This is a genomic window from Bradyrhizobium sp. SZCCHNS3016 (assembly GCF_032484535.1).
GTDB lineage: Bacteria > Pseudomonadota > Alphaproteobacteria > Rhizobiales > Xanthobacteraceae > Bradyrhizobium.
On record NZ_JAUETE010000011.1, the window covers coordinates 195125 to 216829 of the forward strand.

General features: G+C 66.0%; 17 protein-coding genes, 1 pseudogene and 1 riboswitch. Of the genes and pseudogenes, 10 read left to right on the top strand and 8 right to left on the bottom strand.

The features are described 5' to 3' along the window. Positions 1-57: 57 nt before the first annotated feature. On the bottom strand, positions 58-1287 hold the full coding sequence (locus QW881_RS21615; RefSeq protein WP_315739936.1) for a cyclic nucleotide-gated ion channel: 1230 nt from the start codon (positions 1285-1287) through the stop codon (positions 58-60). A gap of 2 nt (positions 1288-1289) precedes the next feature. Next, positions 1290-3968, bottom strand: coding sequence for an alanine--tRNA ligase (alaS, locus tag QW881_RS21620; RefSeq protein WP_315756581.1), 2679 nt, complete (start codon positions 3966-3968; stop codon positions 1290-1292). A 181-nt stretch (positions 3969-4149) separates the two neighbouring features. After that, a riboswitch (glycine riboswitch) is annotated at positions 4150-4261 on the top strand. Between the two features lie 145 nt (positions 4262-4406). Between alaS and gcvT the strand changes: the two genes are divergently transcribed. The 3 genes from gcvT to gcvP all read left to right on the top strand — a co-directional run bounded on the left by gcvT (position 4407) and on the right by gcvP (position 8952). Further along, complete coding sequence (gene gcvT, locus QW881_RS21625) at positions 4407-5555, top strand: glycine cleavage system aminomethyltransferase GcvT (RefSeq protein ID WP_316159029.1); 1149 nt, start codon at positions 4407-4409, stop codon at positions 5553-5555. 9 nt (positions 5556-5564) lie between these two features. Further along, positions 5565-5930, top strand: coding sequence for a glycine cleavage system protein GcvH (gcvH, locus tag QW881_RS21630; protein WP_315756526.1), 366 nt, complete (start codon positions 5565-5567; stop codon positions 5928-5930). Positions 5931-6078: 148 nt separating this feature from the next. Continuing rightward, positions 6079-8952: an aminomethyl-transferring glycine dehydrogenase gene (gene gcvP, locus QW881_RS21635; RefSeq protein ID WP_315756527.1), complete on the top strand. Its 2874-nt coding sequence runs from the start codon at positions 6079-6081 to the stop codon at positions 8950-8952. Here the strand turns inward: gcvP and QW881_RS21640 are convergent. After that, the gene (locus QW881_RS21640) at positions 8931-10010 is read right to left on the bottom strand and encodes a DUF1835 domain-containing protein (RefSeq protein WP_315756528.1); all 1080 of its coding nucleotides are present in this window, start codon (positions 10008-10010) and stop codon (positions 8931-8933) included. The two genes, gcvP and QW881_RS21640, sit on opposite strands and share 22 nt — an antisense overlap. 297 nt (positions 10011-10307) lie before the next feature. Continuing rightward, positions 10308-11396, bottom strand: coding sequence for a recombinase RecA (recA, locus tag QW881_RS21645; RefSeq protein ID WP_315739908.1), 1089 nt, complete (start codon positions 11394-11396; stop codon positions 10308-10310). Positions 11397-11958: 562 nt separating this feature from the next. Between recA and QW881_RS21650 the strand changes: the two are divergent. From QW881_RS21650 to QW881_RS21660, 3 genes and pseudogenes are all read left to right on the top strand, one after another. Then, positions 11959-12249, top strand: a pseudogene (locus QW881_RS21650) (ADP-ribosylation/crystallin J1); the annotation flags it as partial. Positions 12250-13597: 1348 nt separating this feature from the next. Beyond that, positions 13598-13837, top strand: coding sequence for a DUF6894 family protein (locus QW881_RS21655; RefSeq protein WP_012045383.1), 240 nt, complete (start codon positions 13598-13600; stop codon positions 13835-13837). 182 nt (positions 13838-14019) lie between these two features. Beyond that, complete coding sequence (locus tag QW881_RS21660) at positions 14020-14157, top strand: hypothetical protein (RefSeq protein WP_315739909.1); 138 nt, start codon at positions 14020-14022, stop codon at positions 14155-14157. Positions 14158-14175: 18 nt separating this feature from the next. On the opposite strand, the gene QW881_RS21665 is transcribed toward QW881_RS21660, so the two are convergent. Next, positions 14176-14424: a hypothetical protein gene (locus QW881_RS21665; RefSeq protein WP_315756529.1), complete on the bottom strand. Its 249-nt coding sequence runs from the start codon at positions 14422-14424 to the stop codon at positions 14176-14178. Between the two features lie 120 nt (positions 14425-14544). Continuing rightward, the gene (locus QW881_RS21670) at positions 14545-14841 is read right to left on the bottom strand and encodes a hypothetical protein (protein ID WP_315739911.1); all 297 of its coding nucleotides are present in this window, start codon (positions 14839-14841) and stop codon (positions 14545-14547) included. A gap of 260 nt (positions 14842-15101) precedes the next feature. On the opposite strand from QW881_RS21670, the gene QW881_RS21675 reads away from it, so the two are divergent. Together QW881_RS21675 and QW881_RS21680 are read left to right on the top strand one after the other, a co-directional pair. Beyond that, positions 15102-15560, top strand: coding sequence for a PaaI family thioesterase (locus QW881_RS21675; RefSeq protein ID WP_315756530.1), 459 nt, complete (start codon positions 15102-15104; stop codon positions 15558-15560). A gap of 162 nt (positions 15561-15722) precedes the next feature. Continuing rightward, positions 15723-15974, top strand: a complete 252-nt coding sequence (locus tag QW881_RS21680; RefSeq protein ID WP_315716061.1) for a PilZ domain-containing protein — start codon at positions 15723-15725, stop codon at positions 15972-15974. 16 nt (positions 15975-15990) lie between these two features. Here QW881_RS21680 and QW881_RS21685 read toward each other — a convergent pair whose 3' ends face one another. Together QW881_RS21685 and QW881_RS21690 are read right to left on the bottom strand one after the other, a co-directional pair. Then, positions 15991-17964, bottom strand: coding sequence for a pyrroloquinoline quinone-dependent dehydrogenase (locus QW881_RS21685; RefSeq protein ID WP_315756582.1), 1974 nt, complete (start codon positions 17962-17964; stop codon positions 15991-15993). Positions 17965-18239: 275 nt separating this feature from the next. Beyond that, positions 18240-19748, bottom strand: coding sequence for a caspase family protein (locus tag QW881_RS21690; protein WP_315756531.1), 1509 nt, complete (start codon positions 19746-19748; stop codon positions 18240-18242). A gap of 308 nt (positions 19749-20056) precedes the next feature. Between QW881_RS21690 and QW881_RS21695 the strand changes: the two genes are divergently transcribed. Both QW881_RS21695 and QW881_RS21700 read left to right on the top strand, forming a co-directional pair. Next, the gene (locus QW881_RS21695) at positions 20057-20377 is read left to right on the top strand and encodes a hypothetical protein (RefSeq protein ID WP_316172823.1); all 321 of its coding nucleotides are present in this window, start codon (positions 20057-20059) and stop codon (positions 20375-20377) included. Between the two features lie 211 nt (positions 20378-20588). After that, complete coding sequence (locus QW881_RS21700) at positions 20589-21635, top strand: HD-GYP domain-containing protein (RefSeq protein ID WP_315756533.1); 1047 nt, start codon at positions 20589-20591, stop codon at positions 21633-21635. Positions 21636-21705: the final 70 nt, after the last annotated feature.

Below are 21705 nucleotides of genomic sequence, written 5' to 3' on the forward strand. Positions count from 1 at the left end.
CCGCGAGGCGCCCCTCCCCCTCCAGGGGAGGATGACAGCGGGACTCGTTGTTCGGACCTACCCGTCCGTCTGGTCGTCGTGCTCGGCCTGCGACAGCTCGGCGAGGGCGAGGTCGCCGGAATCGGCCATGCGCGCCTTGGCGATGGTCCGGACATGCGCGGCCAGCGCCGGCATCCGCGCGATCAAGGCGTGGAAATCCTGCGCGTCGAGCACCAGCAGCCGGGTCTTGCGTGTCGCCGTCACGGTGCCCGAGCGCTTGGTCCGATGCAGCAGCGCGATCTCGCCGAAGAACGTGCCGTCGGCGAGCTTGACGCATTGCGTCGGCAGCTCGATCTCGACCTCGCCGGCAGTGATGAAATACATCGAGGAGGCGGCATCGCCGCGCCGCACCAGCACCTCGCCGGACTCGATCGTGCGCGCGCGCAGCAGCCGCATGATGTCGGCGATTTCGGACGCCGAAAGATGCGAGAACAGCGGCACCCGCGCCAGCATGCCCCAGGTGACGACGAAGTCGCGCCGCTTGATCTCCTCGGCGAACGCGGTCGAGATGATCGCGACCGGCAGCGCGATCATGGCAAAGCCCCAGATGATCGCGAACACCGTGATGATGCGGCCGAGCGGCGTCACCGGCACGACGTCGCCATAGCCGACGGTGCCGAGTGTCACGATCGCCCACCACATCGCATGCGGGATGGTGCCGAACTTGTCCGGCTGGACGTCGCGCTCGACCGCGTAGAGCAGCGAGGCGAACAGCAGCACCGCGCCGGCCAGGATGACGAGGCAGCCGATCAAGATGCGCCGCTCGGCCTGCACCGCCGACAGCAGCGAGCGCAGCGCCGGCGAATAGCGCACCAGCTTGAGGAACGGCAGCACGATGCACACCGCTTCCAGGCTGCGGTCGCCAAGCACGAGCGCAATCGCGGCCGGCACGAAGGACAGGAGGTCGACGACGCCGAGCGCGGAGAAGGCGTAAGCGAAGCGATCCTGGCGCGGCGACTGCCGCCGCGGCATGTGGCCGGCGACGCTCCAGAGACGGGCGACATACTCCGCGGCGAAGACGATCAGCGCGCCGATCTTGATCGCGCGCAGCAGTCCGCCAATGGCGGCCGCGATGTCCGGGTCCGATGCCAGCACCACCGCCAGCACGTCGAGCGTGATGACGAGCACGATGAACTGGACGACGCGCGAGCCGTGCGTGCTCGGCAGATGGTCGTGCTCGAGCAGCTCGTACAGCCGGTCGCGCAGATCGGGATCGCGAACGCTCTCGCCCGGCCCGAGCGGCGGCACGATCAGCCGGCCTTGCCGATCGCGCTCTCGATCGCGGCCAGCGCGGCCTCCGCCTTGCTGCCGTCGGGGCCGCCGGCCTGGGCCATGTCGGGACGGCCGCCGCCGCCCTTGCCGCCCAACGCCTCGGACGCGGCGCGCACGAGGTCGACCGCATTGAAACGCGATGTGAGATCGGCGGTGACGCCGACCACGACGCCGGCCTTGCCGTCCTCGGTGACACCGACGATCGCGGCGACGCCCGAGCCGAGCTGCTTCTTGGCCTCGTCGGCCAGCGACTTGAGATCCTTCATCTCGATGCCCGAGACGGCGCGGGCCATCAGCTTGATGCCGCCGACGTCGCGGATCCCGGCGGGAGCGCCGTTGCCGGTCTCCTGGCCGCCACCCATGGCGAGCTTCCTGCGCGCGTCCGACAGCTCACGCTCGAGCTTCTTGCGCTCCTCCATCAGCGCGGTGATGCGCGCCGGTACGTCCTCGACCGTGGTGCGCAGCTCGGCCGCGGCGGCCTTGGCGAGCGACAGATTGTGGCTGGCATGCGCGCGGGCGCCGCGCGCCGTCAGCGCCTCGATGCGGCGGACGCCGGACGCCACCGCGCTCTCGGAGGTCACCGCGATCAGGCCGATGTCGCCGGTGCGCCTGACATGCGTGCCGCCGCACAGCTCGACCGACCAGCCCATCGCGTTCGAGCCCTGCTCGCGCGCGACGTTGCCCATCGAGACGACGCGGACCTCGTCGCCATATTTCTCGCCGAACAGCGCGCGGGCGCCGGCCTCGCGGGCATCGTCCAGCCCCATCAGGCGGGTCGTGACCTCGGCATTCTCCAGCACGACGTCGTTGGCGATGTCCTCGACGCGGGCGAGCTCCTCCGGGGTGATCGGCTTCGGATGGACGAAGTCGAAGCGCAGGCGGTCGGGCGAGACCAGCGAGCCGCGCTGGGCGATGTGGTCGCCGAGCACCTGGCGCAGCGCCTCGTGCAGGATATGGGTCGCCGAATGGTTGGCGCGGATCGCCGAGCGCCTGCTGTGATCGACGTCGAGTTGCAGCGCGGAGCCGAGCTTGAGCGTACCCTGCTCTACCGTGCCGATATGCGCGAACAGGTCGCCGGCCTTCTTCTGGGTGTCGGTGATGCGGACGCGGACGCCGTCGCCGGTCATGAGGCCGGTGTCGCCGACCTGGCCGCCGGATTCGCCGTAGAACGGGGTCTGGTTGAGCACGATGACGCCGCTCTCGCCGGCCTTGAGGCTCTCGACCTCGGCGCCGTCCTTGACCAGCGCGGTCACTGCGCCTTCGGCGGTCTCGGTCTCATAGCCGAGGAACTCGGTGGCGCCGAGCTTCTCGCGCAGCGGGAACCAGACGGTCTCGGTCGCAGCCTCGCCGGAGCCGGCCCAGGCGGCGCGCGCCTTGGCGCGCTGGCGGTCCATGGCGTCGGTGAAGGAAGCCTGGTCGACGCTGATGCCGCGCGACTTCAGCGCGTCCTGCGTGAGATCGAGCGGGAAGCCGTAGGTGTCGTACAGCGTGAAGGCGACGTCGCCGTCGAACATGTCGCCCTTCTTCAGAGTGGCAGACTTCTCGTCGAGGATGGCCAGCCCGCGCTCCAGGGTCTTGCGGAAGCGGGTCTCTTCGAGTCGCAGCGTCTCCTTGATGAGCGCCTCGGCGCGGATCAGCTCCGGATAGGCCTGGCCCATCTCGCGGGAGAGCGTACCGACCAGCTTGTGCATCAGGGGCTCGCGGGCGCCGAGCAGCTGGGCGTGGCGCATCGCGCGGCGCATGATCCGGCGCAGCACATAGCCGCGGCCTTCGTTGGACGGCAGCACGCCGTCGGAGATCAGGAACGACGAGGCGCGCAGATGGTCGGCGATGACGCGCAGGCTCGCCTTCTGCGGGCCCTGCGGGTCGGCATTGGTGAGGTCGGCGATGGCGCGGATCAGGGCGACGAACAGGTCGATGTCGTAATTGTCGTGCTTGCCCTGCAGCACCGCGGCAACGCGCTCCAGGCCCGCGCCGGTGTCGATCGACGGCTTCGGCAAGGGATTGCGGGCCCCGCCCTCAAGTTGCTCATACTGCATGAACACGAGGTTCCAGATCTCGATGAAGCGGTCGCCATCGGCCTCCGGCGAGCCCGGCGGGCCGCCCCAGATCTTGTCGCCGTGGTCGTAGAAGATTTCCGAGCACGGGCCGCACGGGCCGGTGTCGCCCATCTGCCAGAAATTGTCCGAGCCGGCGATGCGGATGATGCGGGATTCCGGCAGGCCGGCGATCTTCTTCCAGAGGCCGAACGCCTCGTCGTCGTCGATATAGACGGTCGCGGTCAGCTTGTCCTTGGGAAGGCCGAACTCCTTGGTGACAAGCTTCCAGGCGAGCTCGATGGCGTTCTCCTTGAAGTAGTCGCCGAACGAGAAGTTGCCGAGCATCTCGAAGAAGGTGTGATGCCGTGCGGTGTAGCCGACATTGTCGAGGTCGTTGTGCTTGCCGCCGGCGCGCACGCACTTCTGCGACGTCGTAGCGCGGTTGTAGAGCCGTTTCTCGACGCCGGTGAAGACGTTCTTGAACTGCACCATGCCGGCGTTCGTGAACATCAGGGTCGGGTCGTTGCGCGGCACGAGCGGCGAGGACGGCACGATCTCGTGGCCGTTCGCGGCGAAGAAGTTGAGGAAGGTCGACCTGATCTCGTTGACGCCGCTCATAGCAATCCAATCGAAGAAGTCCGGGAATTCGGCGGTGATGCTTTTAGACAAGGGGACTTCGCGTGTCCAGAAACTGTGCAGAAACATCATGGGGTTGCTGCACGGCTCCTAAAGCTGGTTGAAAGCCCGAGTGACGCGTTGACAGCCTGCGCGGGCTGGTGTTTGGTCCGGGACATAGACGACAGTCGCGTCGGGAGAGACCGGTCTTCTGAGGTTCTGGTTGAACTTCAAGGGTCGGCGCCGAAGGAGCAACCGCCCCGGAAACTCTCAGGCAAAAGGACCCTCGCGACTGCAACTGCATCTGGAAAGAGACGCTGGCCGGGCTTTGACCGGACCGAGTCCGCCGACGGGATAATACTCTCAGGCACAGCGACAGATGGGGCTTCGGTGGCGTTTTTCGGGACTGGTCCCGAGGAACCGCGCGAGGACCCCTGATCGATGGCTGAACCGGCTGCCCCCCTTTCTTTGAAGCGAACGCCGCTCCATGCGCTGCATGTCAGCCTTGGCGGCAAGATGGTGCCCTTCGCGGGCTATGAGATGCCGGTGCAATACGCCCCCGGCGTGCTCAAGGAACACCTCCATACCCGCAGCGCGGCCGGACTTTTCGACGTGTCCCACATGGGCCAGGTCGCGCTGGTGCCGAAATCCGGCAAGGTCGCCGACGCCGCAGCCGCGCTCGAGCGGCTGGTGCCGCAGGACATCGTCGGCATCCCGGCAGGCCGGCAGCGCTATGCCCAGTTCACCAACGCCGACGGCGGCATTCTCGACGACCTGATGGTGGCAAATTTCGGCGAGCACCTGCTGCTGGTGGTCAACGCCGCCTGCAAGGACGCCGACATCAAGCTGCTGCGCGACGGGCTGTCCGACGTTTGTGACGTGCAGCCGCTGACCGACCGCGCGCTGCTGGCGCTGCAGGGGCCGAAGGCCGCGAGCGTGCTGGCGAAATTCTGTGCAGACGCCGAGGGCATGCGGTTCATGGACGCCGGCCCGCGCATGGTCGACGGGCTCGCCTGCTATGTCTCGCGCTCCGGCTATACCGGCGAGGACGGCTACGAAATCTCCGTTCCGGCCGACAAGGCCGAGCAGCTCGCCGAGGCCCTGCTGTCCGACAAGGACGTGCTGCCGATCGGGCTGGGCGCCCGCGACAGCCTGCGGCTCGAGGCCGGGCTCTGCCTCTACGGCCATGACATCGACACGACGACGACGCCGGTCGAGGCCGCGCTGGAATGGTCGGTGCAGAAGGTCCGCCGCACCGGCGGCGCGCGTGCTGGCGGCTTCCCCGGCGCCGACAGGATCCTGGTGCAGTTCGATGGCGGTGCGACACGCCGCCGCGTTGGCTTCAGGCCCGAGGGCCGCGCACCGGTGCGCGAGGGCGCGCCGCTGTTCGCGAGCGCCGACGCGGCCGAGCCGATCGGCCAGGTCACCTCCGGTGGCTTCGGACCGACGCTGAATGCGCCGGTCGCCATGGGCTACGTGCCGACCGCCCTCTCCGCAATCGACACCCGGCTGTTCGCCGATGTGCGCGGCCAGCGCCTGCCGCTGCGCGTCGCCGCCATGCCCTTCGTTCCCAACACCTACAAGCGCTGAAGGACATCCATGACCACGCTCTACACCTCCGACCATGAATGGCTCAGAATCGATGGCGACACAGCCACCATCGGCATCACCGACTATGCGCAGGCCCAGCTCGGCGACGTCGTGTTCGTGGAGCTGCCGCAGGTCGGCCGCGCGCTGAAGAAGTCGGAAGCTGCCGCCGTGGTCGAGTCGGTCAAGGCCGCCTCCGACGTCTACGCGCCGATCAGCGGCGAGGTGGTCGAGGTCAACCAGGCGATCGTCGACGAGCCTGCGCTCGTCAACACCGACGCCGGCGGCAAGGCCTGGTTCTTCAAGCTCAAGATCGCCGACCGGGGCGAGCTCGGCGGCCTGATGGATGAGGCCGCCTACAAGGCGCATACGGCGTGAGACGTGCGGTGCGGCGATACTCACCACTGTCATCGCCCGGCTCGACCGGGCGATCCACTACGCCGCGCTCTCTCCGCCTGATCTCACCATCGATGTTTACTGGATGCCCCGCCGTCGCGGGGCATGACGAGGCATAGAGGATTTGCTCATGACCACGCCGCTCAAGCCGCTCGATGATGCCGCCACCAGCTTCGCCCGCCGCCATATCGGTCCTTCCCCCCGCGACGTCGCGGCGATGCTGGAGACCGTGGGCGCCAAGAGCGTGTCGGAGCTGATGGCGCAGACGCTGCCCGGCACGATCCGGCAGACGGCGCCGCTCACCCTCGATCCGGCGCTGAGCGAGCCCGAAGCATTGTCACACATGCGCGCACTCGCCGCGCGGAATCAGGTCTTCACCTCGCTGATCGGCCAAGGCTATTCCGGCACGCTCATGCCGGCGGTGATCCAGCGCAACATCCTGGAGAACCCGGCCTGGTACACGGCCTATACGCCCTATCAGCCGGAGATCAGCCAGGGCCGGCTGGAGGCGCTGTTCAACTTCCAGACCATGATCTGCGATCTCACCGGGCTCGACGTCGCCAATGCCTCGCTGCTGGACGAAGCCACGGCGGCGGCGGAGGCGATGGCGCTGGCCGAGCGGTCGGCGCGGACCAAGACCAAGGCGTTCTTCGTCGATCAGGATGTCCACCCGCAAACGCTGGCGGTGCTGCGCACCCGCGCCGAGCCGCTCGGCTGGCAGCTGATCGTCGGCGACCCGGCCAAAGATCTGGACAGCGCCGAGGTGTTCGGCGGCCTGCTGCAATATCCGGATACGACGGGCGCGCTGCGCGATCCGCGCCCCGCGATCGCCCGGCTGCACGACAAGGGCGCGCTCGCGATCCTCGCTGCCGACCTGCTGGCGCTGACATTGATCGCCTCGCCGGGCGAGCTCGGTGCCGACATCGCGATCGGCTCGGCGCAGCGCTTCGGCGTGCCGATGGGCTATGGCGGACCGCATGCGGCCTATATGGCGGTGCGCGAAGCGCTGAAGCGCTCGCTGCCCGGCCGCATCGTCGGCCTGTCCGTCGATTCGCGCGGTGCGCCCGCCTATCGGCTGGCGCTGCAGACCCGCGAACAGCACATCCGCCGCGAGAAGGCGACCTCGAACATCTGCACGGCGCAGGTGCTGCTGGCGGTGATTGCTGCGATGTACGCGGTCTATCATGGCCCCGACGGGCTGAAGGCGATCGCCCGCACCGCGCATCGACGGACCGCAGTGCTGGCTGCAGGGCTGCGCAAGCTCGGCTTTGCGCCGGAAAGCGAGACCTTCTTCGACACGGTCACCGTCGAGGCCGGCGCCAAGTCCGATTCGATCATCGCCCTCGCGGAAGGCGAGCGGATCAATCTCGGCCGCGACGGCAGCAGGCTGCGGATCGCGCTCGACGAGACCACGACGGCCGATGTCGTCGAAGCCGTCTGGCGCGCTTTCGGCGGCGACCTCTCCTACACGGCGATCGAGGCGGAAGCGCGCGAGGCGCTGCCGGCCGAGCTCAAGCGGCAGCGGCCGTACCTGACCCATCCGGTGTTCCACGCGCATCGCTCCGAGACCGAGATGCTGCGCTATCTGCGCAAGCTCGCGGACCGCGACCTCGCGCTCGATCGCGCGATGATTCCGCTCGGCTCCTGCACGATGAAGTTGAACGCGACGACCGAGATGATTCCACTGACGTGGCCGGAATTCGCCAGCCTGCACCCGTTCGTGCCGCGCGCGCAGGCCGCCGGCTATCATACGATGTTCGCCGATCTGACCGACTGGTTGTGCCGGATCTCCGGCTATGATGCCGTGTCGCTGCAGCCGAACTCGGGCGCGCAGGGCGAATATGCCGGCCTCCTGGCGATCCGCGGCTACTACGCCGCCCGCGGCGAGGGCCATCGCACCATCTGCCTGATTCCTTCCTCCGCCCACGGCACCAACCCGGCCTCGGCGCACATGGCCGGCATGGAGGTGGTCGTGGTCGGCTGCGATGCAGGCGGCAATGTCGATCTCGCCGATCTCAAGGCCAAAGCGGAAGCGCATAGCGCCAAGCTCGCCGCCATCATGATCACCTATCCCTCGACGCATGGCGTGTTCGAGGAGCACATCCGCGACATCTGCGACATCGTCCATGCCCACGGCGGACAGGTCTATCTCGACGGCGCCAACCTCAATGCGCAGGTCGGCCTCTCCAGACCCGGCGATTACGGCGCCGACGTCAGCCATTTCAACCTGCACAAGACGTTCTGCATTCCGCATGGTGGCGGCGGCCCGGGCATGGGGCCGATCGGCGTGAAGGCGCATCTGGCGCCCTTCCTGCCCGGTCACCCTGCGACCGATGGCGCGAGCGCGCATCCGATCGGGCCGGTCTCGGCGGCGCCGTATGGCTCCGCCTCGATCCTGACCATCTCCTACATCTACATGCTGCTGATGGGCGGCGACGGCCTGACCCGCGCCACCGAGATCGCGATCCTCAATGCCAACTACGTCGCGGCACGGCTCGATTCGCATTTTCCGGTGCTCTACCGCAACGAGCGCGGCCGCGTCGCGCATGAATGCATCATCGATCCGCGGCCGCTCAAGCAGAGCAGCGGCGTCACCGTCGACGACATCGCCAAGCGACTGATCGACTACGGCTTCCATGCGCCGACCATGAGCTTCCCGGTGGCGGGCACCTTGATGATCGAGCCGACGGAATCGGAGTCCAAGGCGGAGCTCGACCGCTTCTGCAACGCCATGATCGCGATCCGCCAGGAGATCGCCGAGGTCGAGCAGGGCCGCTTCGGAATCGAGGCCTCGCCGTTGCGCCACGCGCCGCACACGGTGCACGACATCGCCGACGACAATTGGAACAGGGCCTACCGGCGCAGCGAGGGCTGCTTCCCCGCGGGCACCTCGCGCACCGACAAGTACTGGTGCCCGGTCGGCCGCGTAGACAACGTCTACGGCGACCGCAATTTGGTGTGCTCATGCCCGCCGGTGGCGGACTACGCCCAGGCGGCGGAGTAAGCCTCCTCACGCATGCTCCAAGGGATCGGGCGCCACGGCTCGCGACAATCAATGACGTGAGGCGTGCCAGGATCCGGAGCGATGAGCATCGCATGCCAACGCCAGAGATTGGCGTTGATCAATTCGGTGCCGCCCCACCAGCGCCGGATCGGATTTTGGCTGCTGAAATCCTCCTCGCCGGCGAGGATTGCCTTGCCGAGCGGTGTCAGCGACAGCGTGCTGGCCTTGTAGCGCTCGAGGCGTTCACGTCTGTCGTGCATCTCGACCGAGAATGGCCATTCGGCGAGGCCCGAAATTGCGGGCACCGGCGCGAGCGCCAGACCGTCGAGCAACGTGCCTCCTTCCCAATAGTCATAGACGCGGCGTTGAAAGCGATCCCGATGATGCGGCAACAGGTCGAACGGCTGGTGATAGCCGGCTGACAGCAATTCGAGGATTCTCAGCTCCGACGCTCCGAGGCCCGTCGCAACACCGGGAAGCTCATCGAGCATCTCCTGCACGCAGCGGCGAAGCTGCGGCAGGGCACTGAGATCCTGCTTCAACAGATCGAACCAGGCTTGCGGCGTCGGCGCTCGAAACGCCCGCCATGCCAGATGACCCAGGTCGAGATGCTCACGTGCGAGCTCTACGCCGGCAATGGTCCGACCGGCGAGTCGCCCGGCCGGGGCATCGAATAGCGGTACATCGACATGCCGCAATACGATCTTCGTCGCGATCTCCGCGTGATGGCGCAGATAATCCAAGAGCCAGATCAGTACCAACTGGTCGTTCGGACGGGTCCCCATCCACAGCTCGACGCTATCGCAGCGGTCAACAAGTTCGAGAAAACTGTGACTCCGCCCGCCAGCCGCCATGACGTCGCCACGCGAGGCGAAATCCAACCAATGCCCCCTCTTCCGTCGCGTGGTGCGCTGGATGAGATACGCCGATAATTCGGCATCGGATGGCAGCGGTCCCCACACGAAACGATGGAGAATCGGCACCACCAGGTCGGCAAAGCCGCCCCTCCGAAGCGCTCCGGCGCTCGGATCATCGGCCGCTAGAATCAAACGCGTCATGCTGTTGGCTCCGGCACGGCCCGATTGGCTCAAGGCGCTATCAACATATTCGCGATCGGCTCCCGACGCCCAGGATCGGCGTCGGAAATCCCGGTGCTGCCGCGCGGATCCGGTCCGCTCGTCCGCGCACGCGCTTTCAGTTATTCGCGTTGAAGATCGTATCCGGCGCTCAGAGACGCATTCTCGCTGCATTCGGGAATGCAGCAGCCGCAGATTTCGGCAGAGCACCACACATCTGCAAACGGGCGCTGGAACGTCGGCAACTCAACGTCCACGGCGCCCGCCGCCGCCGTACTCCTACTCTTCCGCCGGCTCCTCACCGTCGGCGTCGCGCTCGGCATTGCCGGCCAGGATCTGCTCGGCGATCAGGCCGGAGTTCTGGCGGATCGCGGCTTCGATCTTGGCGGTCATGTCCGGATTGGCCTTGAGGAACGATTTCGAATTCTCGCGTCCCTGCCCGAGACGCTGGCTGTCGTAGGAGAACCAGGCGCCGGACTTCTCGACGATGCCGGCCTTGACGCCGAGATCGAGGATCTCGCCCATCTTGGACACGCCCTCGCCATACATGATGTCGAACTCGACCTGCTTGAACGGCGGCGCCAGCTTGTTCTTCACCACCTTGACGCGGGTGGTGTTGCCGATCACCTCATCGCGCTCCTTGATCGCGCCGATGCGACGGATGTCGAGGCGCACCGAGGCATAGAACTTCAGCGCGTTGCCGCCCGTGGTGGTTTCCGGCGAGCCATACATCACACCGATCTTCATGCGGATCTGGTTGATGAAGATCACCATGGTGTGGGATTTGTTGATGGAAGCGGTCAGCTTGCGCAGCGCCTGGCTCATCAGGCGGGCCTGCAGGCCGGGCAGCGACTCGCCCATCTCACCCTCGAGCTCGGCCTTGGGCACCAGCGCCGCGACGGAATCGACGACCAGCACGTCGACCGCCCCCGAACGCACCAGCGTGTCGCAGATTTCCAGCGCCTGCTCACCCGTATCCGGCTGCGAGATCAGGAGTTCGTCGATGTTGACGCCCAGTTTGCGCGCATAGACCGGATCGAGCGCGTGCTCGGCATCGATGAAGGCGCAGATGCCGCCCTTCTTCTGCGCCTCGGCCACCGTGTGCAACGCCAGCGTGGTCTTGCCCGACGATTCCGGCCCGTAGATCTCGACCACCCGCCCTTTTGGCAGCCCGCCGATCCCCAACGCGATGTCGAGCCCGAGCGAGCCGGTCGACACCGTCTCGACATCCATCGAGCGGTCGTTCTTGCCCAGCTTCATCACCGAACCCTTGCCGAACTGACGTTCGATCTGGGACAGCGCAGCAGAGAGCGCCTTACTCTTATCCATTGAGGAACCTTCGACGATACGCAGGGCGGTGGCGGACATTGGCGCTCCTTATGGCGGGGATTCGCGAGATGGACAAACGGTTAACGAGGTCGGCCAGCAATCTTGAGGTGAATGTACTCCATCCGTTCTTTGTTCGCAATATGTTCTTCTCAACAATCACCGCTCTCAGCCCCCCTGACAACCGCGGGGACACGCCTGCCACTCGGGGGCCGGCGGCGCAGTCCACCGAGCAGCAGCGAGGGAGCGCTGCCCGATCAGCGCGCCCAGAAGCGAAGTACGGGGTGCTGGATGACGGCGACCGCGAAAGGATCCTGATCCGGCTGGAGGCGGAAGCCATGTGCGCGAGCGGCGCAGCCGCCGACCGGCGATCGCGCGGATGATGACCAGCCTGTCCGAGCGCTCCAACCTCGCCCACCGCGCCTGCGGCAGACATCAACTCAATTATAAGTTGTTAGTGTCGTCCCGGCCGTGCCCCATCATCCTGCTGGTCGTTCTCTATGAGCCTCGCACACCGCTTCCAATTTTCGGGACCAGCATGACCGGATCCAACAACGAACAGACCCTCACGCTGTGGCGCCCCGTCGGCCCAAAGGAGCTTGCCTTGATCGAGGCGTCGGGCATGCGTGCGTTTCCGCCGCGCCTTCCGGAGCAGCCGATCTTCTACCCGGTGCTCACCGAGGACTATGCCGTGAAGATCGCACGGGACTGGAACGTGCCGGCGAGCGGCGCCGGCCACGTGCTGCGCTTCGCGATCCTGCGAGGCTTCATCGACACCTACGAGGTGCGCGAGGCCGGCGGCCGCAAGCATCGCGAGTACTGGATTCCCAGCGAAGACCTCGCCGACTTCAACGCCGCAATCGTTGGACCGATCGTGCTCGTCAGGTCTTTTCCTTTAAACTACCAACTCCTACACGCGTGCGTAGATCGCACATTCCGTGGTTCTCCTGACAGGAACGAAGTTCCCTCGCCTCTTCTGCTTTTGTTCGGCTCATCGTGCGTGCAGGCGCACGGTTTCGATGCAGATGCGCATGCAATGCTCGGCCGCGCGCAAGCTGTGTCCGGCCATGAAGTTCCGCCACAGAAGCGTCCGCGGATCTGCCGCGGCTTTCTGAAGCAGAATGGCACCCAGCGTTCCGACCGAAGCAATGGCCGGCGCGCGAACAGCTCGACGGCCGCCATATGACGAGCGACAGATGAAACGGCGAACCCCAGGACGCTGTCTCGTGCCATGCCAGAGGGAGCCACGAGGGCCGTTCGCGCAGCCCCCTATGACCGGGCGAATGAGTGGGCCGAATGGAAGCCGGCGTGATCCGCATCACGCAGCACTCACGACATCTTCAAGCCACAAACCATTGTCATAAACTTTGGGTTGCGTTATAGAATCGTGGTTGTCGTACGTCTGAGCAAATTTTTGATCAGCCCCGGATTTGTTTGTTCGTTGCGATGATGGTCGCCGCACATTGTCAGTGGTGTATCGCCTTTGGTGTATCGCCCGTGGTGCCGTCGACCGATCCCTTGCAGCCTGCCAGCTACAATATTTGCAGGCTCCGTCACCCGTAGGCGCCCGGCCCTGAAACCATCCGCGCCGAAAGAAAGCCCCGGACGACGTCCGGGGCTTTCGACGTTGATAGCTCCGCGCGGGATGCATCCCCCGTCATTGTCGTGATGTCGGAGAACGGATCGCTTGCGTTGCGCTTCATATTGGCGATGACAAGAGATGACGTGACGTGCCCGTCCTGCAGGGCCGGCCTTCAAAGGATCGAGCTTCACTCGCAGCAAGGCGCCGCGGGAGAGAGGCGTTGTCCGGCATGCGATGAACTCTTGGAAATGGTCGACGGCGCGACGCAGATCGCCTACCGACTGACAGTCATGCCGGAACGGATCTTCGATCACAGCTAGGCGCGCGTCCCACGGCGATTGATCGAGATGGCAACCTTGATCTGACGCAAGGCACGCCTACAAGTTTCGCACTAGTCTAACTACGTCATTGCCGAACTGCCCTCGCTGGGAAGCTACGACGTTGACGCCGAGCCTCGGACCGCGGCGGTCCGAGGCTCATTCGTTGGCCCGCAATCCGTCCGGTTGCGCCGCACATCCTCAACGGCAATCAGCTCAACCGAGCGGACAGCGCGACCGACCGTATTTTACCGGAATTGATCCGAGGGGGTTTTGCGCTTCCATTTGCGATGCGTACATCAAACCCAGCGGCCTGGGGCGGTCAGGGCTCACCGGTTTTGGCAATGCCGCTCTATTTCTTTCGTATCCGTAACGGCCACTTCTCAGGCGCGTCCGAGTATGGGACCGAGTGCGCCGACCGCAACGCAGCCTGGAAAGAGATGACCACCGTCTGTGCCGACATGGCCAGCAGCATCTCGCGCAAGCTCGCCGAAAACTCCGAATGGCAGATGGAGCTGCTCGACGAGGCACGGCAGCCGGTCTTCCGCATCCGGATCGTCGCCGAGTCGCTGGATCAGGCCTGACGGCCCGCCACAGCTCTTGTAGATCGTCACCGACGAGAACCACAACCGAAGCCTGTGGCCGGCGAGGTGACTGCGCGTCATTTCGCCAGCCGAGCTTGATCCAGATCAAAATGCCTGTCTGCATCCTGGCAGACATTTAAATTTGTATGGGTAATCTGATCTTCAAATGTCCGCGAACGGGGATGAACGTGCAGCATTGGCTGGAAGAGCCGAAGCCCGGCGATCCCGCGTACGCCTATGAAACCGTGGTCTGCAAGGCCTGCACGCGGCTTCATTTCATCAATCGCGACACGCGCAAGCTTCTCGGCGAGAAGGAATGAGGCGCTAGCCGGAATGATTCAATCGGCGCTGGGAAGCCGCCGCATCGTGAACTCGATGGCCCCATCGGGAAGCTCGCGCCAGCTTTCGACGGCGCTCATGTAGCCGGCCTTGGGATAGCGGGTCAGATAATCGCGGGCCTTGGCGCGCGCTTGCTCGCGCGGCAGCGTGAACGTGTCACGAACGTAGCCGTCGCGAACCGGGCCCGCGCTCTTCTTCTGGCGCCGGGCCGCCATCCGGCCGGCAATGTCTCGAGGACGCATCCCCATCGACGAACTCCAACGCGCTGCCACACCGTCAATATAGACGGGGCCGCGAGGAATCCGAGTCCGCAATCGGCAAGCGGGTCCGGGAGGGTCAGAGCCCGCCCGACCCGAACGCGATAAATCTCAGTTGGTGCTGCCGACAGCCTTCGGCTTCTTGGCCGCGGTGGTCTTCATGGCAGGCGCCGCCTTGGGCTGCTCCGCCGCCCGGACGTTGCCCCAGGGATCGGCGCTCGTCTTGGCGTCCGGAATCTTGCGCATGGTGTCCTTGTAGGCCTGCTCCCGCGCCGCTTCGGCCTCTTTCTCCTCGGGCGACTTGGAGGGACCGTCGGCGAGAAGGTTGATGTTGGGCATCTGCGCCATTGCGGGAACCGCCCAGCCGGCCAGCACGGCGACCGCCATCGTCACGATCAGCTTCTTCATTGGTTACTCCCCGGTATAGGCGCCTTATACCATCGCTTCGCCATGCGCCAAGCCCGCGGCACTGTGCCGGAACGGTGGACCGCAGGTCGGGATGTTCACGGCCGCATCGTCTGCGCGCACCTGCCGTCTGTTCCACGGTGTGCCCTCATCATAGTTTTCCAACTCCGGCCTTTTCAAGCCGCCGCTCTGCGGCAACATTCCGGCGGCTCCGCCGATCGCGGCGAGGCAAGTCGATGCCAAGACAAATCGATGACACGATCATGGAAGGACCTCCGCGCGTGCCGAACGAGACCCTGAACTTCACCACCGACGACGCGAGGCGCATCCTCGATGACGCGTTCGCGCCCTGGATCAAGGATCTTGGCTTGATCGTCGAGGACATCGCGCCGTCTCCGCAGGGCGAAGCCGGCGCCATCCTGCGCATGCCGTTCTCGCCGCGGCTCTGCCGCGACAATGGCGTCGTCTGCGGCCAGGCGCTGATGGCTTTTGCCGATACCGCGATGGTGATCGGGATGGTCACGGCGAGCGGCGGCTACCGGCCGATGACCACTGTCGACCAGACCACGCATTTCATGCGCGCCGTTGCCTCCGCTGACGTGCTGGCGGATGCGCGCGTGGTGCGGATGGGCCGCACCATGAGCTTCGGGCGGGTCACACTGACCAGCGCCAGCGATGGCAAGCCGGTGGCCATGGTGTCGAGCGCCTTCGCGATGCTCTGATCTGCGGCCTCTCTGATCGGCGGCCCGGCGGGGGGTTAACGAAACATGAAGGCGACGGCCCGGGCTTCGCAGGCCGGATTCATCTGATCGAAACGCGAGACTGATTTATTTTAGGTGCTTTTGACGCGAAAGGTGACGCCATTCGGCACCGGGTTACAGGCCATGAGCGAGACGAGTGACAAGCGCATTGCACCGAGGCATCGGGTGCTGAAGCAGGGCAGGCTGGCGTTCGACGGCGGCGGCGCGGTCGATTGCATGGTCCGCAACATGTCCGACACCGGCGCCAGGGTCGAGGTGGTCAGCCCGGTCGGTCTGCCCGAAGCCTTCACGCTGGTGATCCCGGCCGACAAGTTCACGCGGCGCTGCCACGCAGTCTGGAGCCACGACAAGCGGATCGGCGTGGCATTCGACTGATCGCGACGCGAGAGGGCTAGGCCCGCCGCAGGCGCCATCGCCACGATGCAACCAACAGGCCACCCAGCACCACGGCCGCGAGCAGGGCGCCGGCGGCGAACCGTCCGCCCGGACGATCAATCGTCCGTGACCACAGCGAGGGCCCTTCGCCATCGCGCGCCAGCCGAAACGCCACGACGCTGTCGCCGAGCGATGTGCCCGCCTCCGAATGGCCGCCCGCTGCGATCACCACGAATTGCTCGCCCTTCCATTCATAGGTCATCGGATTGGCGACGCCCGGCGCGGGCAACCGGCCCTGCCAGAGCTCCTGACCTGAGACAGCATCAAAGGCGCGCAGATAGGCGTCCATTGCGCCGGTGAAGACGAGGCCGCCGGCTGTGACTACGACGCCGTTGACGAGCGGCGTGCCCCATTTGAACGCCAGCCCGAGCGGTGCGCGATCCTCGGTGGTGCCGACGGTCGAGCGCCACAGGATCTTGCCGGCCTTGAGATCGACCGCGACCATTTCACCCCATGGCGGCCGGTTGCACAACAGGCCGAGCTTGGACATGGCGACCACCCGCGTCACCGCGAACGGCGACCCGCGCTGCAGCCCGACATCGACACCGCGCGGCGGCGTCATCCCGTCAGCTTCCGCGCGCGGGATCAGCCTCACGATGTGGATGGCGCGGCTGACATTGGCGTAAAGGATCTGATGAACGGGATCGAACGCCGCTCCGCCCCAGTTCACGCCGCCGCCGGTCATCGGAAACAGCAACGCGCCCCGGGTCGTCGGTGGCGTGTAGAGACCATCATTGCGCAACGCCGCGAGCTGATCGTCACAGGAGGAATCGACGACGCGCGGCACGGCCCTGAATACCTCTGCCACTTCGAAGTGCTGATTCAGCAGCGGCGGCACATGGGTCGGGAACGGCTGCGTCGGCGACAGAACCTCACCTTCGACGGCGCCCTGCGGCACCGCGCGCTCCTCCACCGGCCAGATCGGCGCGCCGGTGTCGCGGTCGAGCACGAACACGAAACCCTGCTTGGTCGGCTGCATCACGACGTCACGTGCACCCTGCCCGGTCTCGATCCGCGCCAGGGTCGGCTGCGCCGGCAGATCGTAGTCCCAGACGTCGTGATGCGTGGTCTGAAACGACCAGGCCAGTGCGCCGCTCTCGATCCGCAGAGCGACCACGGAATCGGCGTGCCTGTTGTCACCCGGACGCGCACCGCCAAAGAAATCCGGACTGGGCGAGGATGTCGGAAGGAACACGAGGCCGCGCACCTCGTCGACCGACATCGGCGCCCAGACGTTCGCATGTCCCGCCGCGATGCCGTCATGGATCAGCGGATCGAAACGCCAGCGCAGCTCGCCGGTGCGCGCATCGAAGCCGCGGACCGTGCCTTCGGGCGCATCGACCCGCACATTGTCGCCGATCGATGAGCCGACCACCACGACGCCCCTGCTCGCCACCGGCGCCGAGGTGATCTGGAATTCGCCCGGCCACAGCAGATCCTTGGCGATGTCGATCCGCACTTCACCGTCTGCTCCGAAGCCGGCGCAGGGCTGCCCTGTCCGGGCATCGAGGGCGATCAGGCGGGCATCGACCGTGCCCATGAACAACCTGCTGCGGCACGCCGCGCCGGCCGGCGCCCGCTCGTCCACCCAATAGGCAACGCCGCGGCAGGCATAGCGATTGGCCGGGCGCCGTCCGTTGCCGACCTTGGGATCGAAACGCCAGCGCTGAACGCCGGTGCCGGGATCGAGCGCCACCACCTCGTTGAACGGCGTGCAGAACACCAGGCTGTCCTCGACCAGGATCGGCGTCGCCTCGAACTTGGTCCGCAAGGCGGCCGCGGGCGGCCGGCTCTGCAGATCCCCGGTGTGATAGTCCCAGGCAGGCACGAGCCGATCGACATTGGAAGGCGTGATCTGCGCCAGCGGAGAGAACCGCGTCCCACCGGCATCGCCGCCCCAGTGCTGCCAGGAGACGGCCGGCACCACCATCAGTTGGCTCCAGATGACGACCGCGCAAACACCCGCTCGACGCAATGACATGGACCTCTTCCTCCCGCAAACTGCATCCGAGGCGACGCAGCCGGGCCATGAAAGCAGCCTGCGCAGGCGGATCGAGCGGGATGGGACGGGCGGCGGCATCCGCGGGACGAGTGGTGGTGGGCGATGACGGATGGCGGAACCGAGAGGATGACCCGAACGAACCTCTCAAACGTCAGTGGCCGCCCCTGCGGACGGCCACATCGATGCGCAGAGGTCAGCGAGCTTCAGTAGCCGTAACCACGCCGTGTCGGATAGCTCTGCGGAGCCCGCCCATAACCACCGCCATAGCCACCGCCGATACCGATCCCGATACTGACCGGCGGTGCCACGCGCACCGGCGGTCCATAATACTCGCGCGGCGGAGGCGGCGGCGCATAGACGACGACATCATCTGGATCGCGACGGGGTGTGCGGCTGGCGCGCCTGGGCGGATCCTCGTCGCGCTTTCGGGCCGGCTTCTCTTCGACCCGCTTCTGCGTCTCGGACTTCCGGGCCGGCGGAGGCGTCTGCGAGCATGGACAGGTGGGACCAGCCGCGGCAACGGCCGGCACGACCGGCGGGGTTGCCGGAGCGGCGGCCGGGATCGCTGCGTTGGCGGCCGCCACCACCGGCGTCACCACAGGCCGGTTGCGCAAGCGCTCGATCAGCTTGCGCGCGGTCGGGGTCAGGTCGCTGTTCGGATAGCGGTCGAGAAAGCCCTGATAGGACGCCACCGTATTGATCAGCACCGCCTCGTTCCAGGCTGCCATCCTGTTGTGGAGGTCGAGCCATTCGCGCGCCTGCGGGCCATAGGGCGGCGCGGTGTAAAGCGCCACGAAGGCCTCGTACGCCTCGACGCTGCCGTCGCCGACGATGATTTCGTTGGCGGCCTCGATCGGCTTGCCCTGCAGGCTGCGCTTCCACTCGTCGACGCTGCGCTTGGCGACGACCGGCCGCGGGCCGGCATCGGCAGCGCCCGCATCCGCCGACACCACGAAGCGAAAATCCTCCGTCAAGGACGACGAATCCCACGGCGTCTGCCGACCCTCGGTGACCTTGTTCACCGCGACGCGCACGCGCTTGAACGCCTGCTCGATCGGAAGGCCCGGTTCCCGCGCCGCCTGCAGCAGCGCCGTGGTGTAGGGGCTGTTGGCGCCGGTGCCATCCTCGGCTTCTGCGCCAGGCGAGGTCGAGTAGGACAGGAACGTGCCCGGTGCTCCGGTCTTGGTGTCCACCAGCGCAAGGCCGCGGCCCGCGTTCTGGCTGATGGCAGGAAACGGATTGTTGCGGCAGGCATCGAGCAGCAGGATGCGCATCCGGCTCGGCACAGAATTCAGCGTGTTCAGGAGATCGTTGAGACGCACGGCCTGCAGCGGAATGTCGGCTTCACGTCGCGGATCCACGTCGACGGGCACGAGATAGTTCTCGCCATCGATCTGCAGGCCGTGGCCGGCATAGAACACCAGCGCGACCGTGTCGGGTCCCTTGGCCGCGATCTTGGCGGCAAAGTCGCCCACCTCCCTGTTGAGGTCCCGCTGCGACAGATCGGCGGCCGTCGTCACCTCGAACCCCGCCTCCCCCAGCATCTGCGCCATGACCTTGGCGTCGTTGGCGGGATTCGGCAGCGGCGTCACCGAACGATAGGCCGACTGCCCGATCACCAGCGCCAGCCGGCTGGTTTCGGCCAATGCGGGAGTGAGGCCGGCAAGCAGGCCGCCGGCGAGCAATGCAGCCCTGAGAGCGTGCCGAAACATGGGACCTCCAATCTGCTCATGGCGTGCCTGTTGGTCGGGCCGGTTCGTGACCCGGTTCATCCCGACGGGCACAATCCGGTGAGCACGATGCCGCACGGCCGGCGCCGTTCGCGCCCTTGCTGCATCCGCCCGCGGCCGGACATCGTTGCTGCACGAGATCCCCGTAGCAATGCCGCGATCGCTGGCTAGCGTGCGCGCCGCAACGGGGGCGATGAGACATGCGGCGGATTGCGTCACAGGTGGGGCTGCTCTCGGCCCTGCTTCTGGCCGGCTGCGCCGCCGACAGCAATGCGCGCCTGCCGGCCTTCATGCGCGCCAAGGCGCCCGCGCCGCCGCAGCCCGAAGCCGCGCCGGATGTCGCACTTCTGGTGCGCAAGAATCTCGACATGATCTTCGTCGCAACGACGCTGCCGCGCGATCTCGAGGCCACATCCGCCCGACAGACGGATGCCGGCGATACATGGACCGCCTGCGTGCGGGCCGGAATCATCTCGGTGAGCGGCGCCGCGCTCCGGCGCCAGACCTATCGGCTCACGATCAGGCACAACGAGATCATCGACCGGCGACGCGCGGCGTCCGTCGACGACTGTGTTTCTGAAGATTACAAAGCCGTCCTGCCGACAAAGTGATTTGACCCGAAGGCGATCTGGATCCGCCACGTCGACTGGAACTCGCCACGTCAGTTGGCGTGCAGGAACGGGCTACCGCATCGGTTGCGGATTGTTAGTTCTTAGCTAACGCAATTCCGCAACCGCACAGCGAACGAATGGCTCAAATTTAACGATTCCTGCGGAACATCTGGTTCGCAAAAGCGCGGAATGACCCTGGACGCGGCTTTCCATGAACGTTCACCTCGTCGGCGATGACACAGCCAAGCTCGCTCTGCTTCGCGGCATGCTGGCCGAGCGCTGCTCGCTCACATCTGAACTGATCGGTAACGCCGACTTCAAAGGCGGAGACATCGACGCGATCGTCGTGGCCGCCGATCTGCGCCACGTCGACAACATCACCGCATTGAAGGAGATCTCCGACCGGCTCTCGCGTATTCCGCGGCGGATCTTCCTGACCAACAACAAATCCCGTCTGTCGACGGTCCAGGCCTATGCGCTCGGCGCGACGAGCGTGCTGTCGAGCATGCCGAGCCGCAATCAGTTGCTCGGAAAGCTGCTCGATGTGCGCCCCGGTTCTGCGGCCAAGAGCATCGCGGTCGACGACCGACAGGCCGCATTTGCCGGCGCGTCCTGCATCGCCTCGATGTTTGCAGCCGTGCTGGGCGGTGCAGCGATCGACGTCGAGGAGACCCGGCGCGCCGGCAAGCGGATTGCCGAATGCATTGCAGAAAACGGTCTGTCCGATTGGCTCGCCACCGTTCGCCGCCATCACGAGGGCACCTATCAGCACTGCCTGCTGGTGACCGGCATCACCGTGGATTTCGGCTTGAGCCTCGGCGTCCACAGTTCCGATCTGGAGCGTCTCTACATGGCCGCGATGTTCCACGACATCGGCAAGGCCAAAATCCCGCTGACCATTCTCGACAAGCCGGGACGGCTCGACGTCAAGGAACGCACGCTGGTGGAAACCCATCCCGTGGCCGGCTACGAAGCGCTGAAGGACAACGCAGCGATCACCGACGAAGTGCTCAAGGCGGTGCGCCACCATCACGAATTTCTCGACGGCAGCGGCTATCCCGATGGGCTGATGGCCGACAACATTCCAGATCTGACGCGCATCCTCACCATCTCCGACATCTTCTCTGCGCTGATCGAATATCGCAGCTACAAGCCGGTGATGACGCGCGAGAAGGCCTATGAGATCCTCCAGGGGATGGAGGGCAAGCTCGAGAAACCCCTGATCGGCGCCTTCCGCGAGGTGGCGCTGATCCGCTGATCGCAGCCGGCGATAGGCTGAACCGGCCGTTAACGCATCGATTCGAATTGTCTGCCAACGTCAAGTGTCT

Coding starts and splice junctions, on each gene's coding strand:
- alaS (WP_315756581.1), bottom strand. CDS start 3,968: ATGAGCGGCGTCAACGAGATCAGGTCGACCTTCCTCAACTTCTTCGCC.
- QW881_RS21670 (WP_315739911.1), bottom strand. CDS start 14,841: ATGAAGAAGCTGATCGTGACGATGGCGGTCGCCGTGCTGGCCGGCTGG.
- gcvH (WP_315756526.1), top strand. CDS start 5,565: ATGACCACGCTCTACACCTCCGACCATGAATGGCTCAGAATCGATGGC.
- QW881_RS21680 (WP_315716061.1), top strand. CDS start 15,723: ATGAGCGAGACGAGTGACAAGCGCATTGCACCGAGGCATCGGGTGCTG.
- recA (WP_315739908.1), bottom strand. CDS start 11,396: ATGTCCGCCACCGCCCTGCGTATCGTCGAAGGTTCCTCAATGGATAAG.
- QW881_RS21695 (WP_316172823.1), top strand. CDS start 20,057: ATGCGCGCCAAGGCGCCCGCGCCGCCGCAGCCCGAAGCCGCGCCGGAT.
- QW881_RS21655 (WP_012045383.1), top strand. CDS start 13,598: ATGCCGCTCTATTTCTTTCGTATCCGTAACGGCCACTTCTCAGGCGCG.
- QW881_RS21665 (WP_315756529.1), bottom strand. CDS start 14,424: ATGGGGATGCGTCCTCGAGACATTGCCGGCCGGATGGCGGCCCGGCGC.
- gcvP (WP_315756527.1), top strand. CDS start 6,079: ATGACCACGCCGCTCAAGCCGCTCGATGATGCCGCCACCAGCTTCGCC.
- QW881_RS21685 (WP_315756582.1), bottom strand. CDS start 17,964: ATGGTGGTGCCGGCCGTCTCCTGGCAGCACTGGGGCGGCGATGCCGGT.
- gcvT (WP_316159029.1), top strand. CDS start 4,407: ATGGCTGAACCGGCTGCCCCCCTTTCTTTGAAGCGAACGCCGCTCCAT.
- QW881_RS21675 (WP_315756530.1), top strand. CDS start 15,102: ATGGAAGGACCTCCGCGCGTGCCGAACGAGACCCTGAACTTCACCACC.
- QW881_RS21690 (WP_315756531.1), bottom strand. CDS start 19,748: ATGTTTCGGCACGCTCTCAGGGCTGCATTGCTCGCCGGCGGCCTGCTT.
- QW881_RS21640 (WP_315756528.1), bottom strand. CDS start 10,010: ATGACGCGTTTGATTCTAGCGGCCGATGATCCGAGCGCCGGAGCGCTT.
- QW881_RS21660 (WP_315739909.1), top strand. CDS start 14,020: ATGAACGTGCAGCATTGGCTGGAAGAGCCGAAGCCCGGCGATCCCGCG.
- QW881_RS21700 (WP_315756533.1), top strand. CDS start 20,589: ATGAACGTTCACCTCGTCGGCGATGACACAGCCAAGCTCGCTCTGCTT.